The 1760-nt window shown below is 74.9% G+C and carries 1 protein-coding gene; it reads left to right on the forward strand.

Annotated elements, in window-relative coordinates; all coding sequences use genetic code 11:
- The coding region (locus SACPADRAFT_RS25845; protein WP_040923968.1) for an ABC transporter ATP-binding protein at positions 1 to 1760 on the forward strand (1760 nt) is incomplete at both ends.

Genomic DNA, 1760 nt, shown 5'->3' on the forward strand with positions numbered 1-1760 from the left:
TCCTCGGGGTCGGGCTGCAGGCCGCCACGCCCCTGCTGGTCCGGGAGGCGGTGGACGACGCCGTCGACGGGGACACCTCCCGGCTGGGCCTGCTCGCGGGCGGGCTGCTCGCCCTGCAGGTGCTCGCGTTCGGCAGCGCGTTCGCCCGCCGCTACCTGGGCGGCCGGCTGGCCCTCGACGTGCAGCACGACCTCCGCCGGGACGTGTTCGCCTCGGTGTCCCGACTCGACGGCGGGAAGCAGGACTCGCTGCGGACCGGTCAGATCGTCTCCCGCGCGATCACCGACCTCCAGCTGGTGACCGGGTTCCTGATGCAGGTGCCGCTGTCCACCGGGTCGGTGGTGTTCGCCGGGCTCGCGCTGGGCGCGATGCTGTGGATGTCGCCGCTGCTGACGTTGATCGCGCTGGTGGTGGCACCCGCCGTGGGAATCGTGGTGGGCGTCAGCCGCAAGCGGCTGTTCCCCGCCACCTGGTCGGCCCAGCAGCGTGCGGCCGACGTCGCCCAGCAGGTCGAGGAGACCGTCACCGGGGTCCGCGTGGTGAAGGGGTTCGGCCAGGAGTCCCGGGAGGTGGACACCCTCGACGGGACCGCGCGGACCCTGTTCGCCGAGCGCCTGCGGGCGGCCCGGTTGTCGGCGGTGCCGACGGCCACCACCTCGGCGCTGCCCGCGGCGGGCCAGGTCGCCGTGCTCGCCGTCGGCGGGATCCTCGCGTTGCGCGGCGAGATCAGCCTGGGCACGTTCCTGGCCTTCGCCACGTACGTCTCCGCGCTGGTGGGCCCGGCACGGATGCTGGCCAGCCTGGTCGTGCAGGCCCAGCTCACCCGTGCGGGCGCCGAACGGGTGCACGAGCTGATCGACGCCCAGCCCGAGGTCCGCGACCCCGAGGATCCGCGGGCGGTCCCGGACGGCGCCCTCGACGTCCGGTTCGACGACGTGCGCTTCGGCTACACCCGCGACGACCCGGTGCTCGACGGATTGACCCTGCACGCGCGGGAGGGCGAGACGCTGGCACTGGTGGGCACCGCCGGGTCCGGGAAGTCGACCCTGTCCCTGCTGCTGCCCCGCTTCTACGACCCGCACCGGGGGCACGTCCGGCTCGGCGGGGTCGACGTCCGGGAGCTGTCGCTGACCGAGCTGCGGCGCACGGTCGGGGTGGTGTTCGAGGAGGCGTTCCTGTTCTCGGACACGGTGCGCGGCAACATCGCTTACGGCAGGCCGGACGCCACGGACGAGGAGGTGGTCGCCGCGGCGCGGGCCGCCGAGGCGCACGAGTTCATCCGCGCGCTGCCCGACGGCTACGACACCCAGGTCGGCGAACGCGGCCTGACCCTGTCCGGCGGGCAACGCCAGCGCGTCGGCCTCGCCCGTGCGCTGCTCACCGACCCGCGCGTGCTGATCCTGGACGACGCCACCTCGGCGGTGGACACGGTCACCGAGGCGGCGATCCACGACACCCTGCGCGGCGTGACCCGGTCGCGCACCACCCTCCTGATCGCCCACCGGCGCTCCACGCTGACGCTGGCCGACCGGATCGCGGTGCTCGACGGGGGCGCGGTCGTCGACGTCGGGACCGCCGACGAACTCCGGGACCGGTGCGCGCTGTTCCGCGACCTGGTCTCCGGCCCCGGCGACGACGTCGAGAAGGTCCACCGGCGCGCGGAGCCGGTCCGGGACGCCTCGGGCGTGACCCCGCAGCTGTGGCCGGACACCGGCGCGGACGACGAGGTCGCCGAACTGGCGGAGGCCGCCTCCCGGCGC

Source organism: Saccharomonospora iraqiensis subsp. paurometabolica YIM 90007 (assembly GCF_000231035.2).
Taxonomy (GTDB): domain Bacteria; phylum Actinomycetota; class Actinomycetes; order Mycobacteriales; family Pseudonocardiaceae; genus Saccharomonospora; species Saccharomonospora paurometabolica.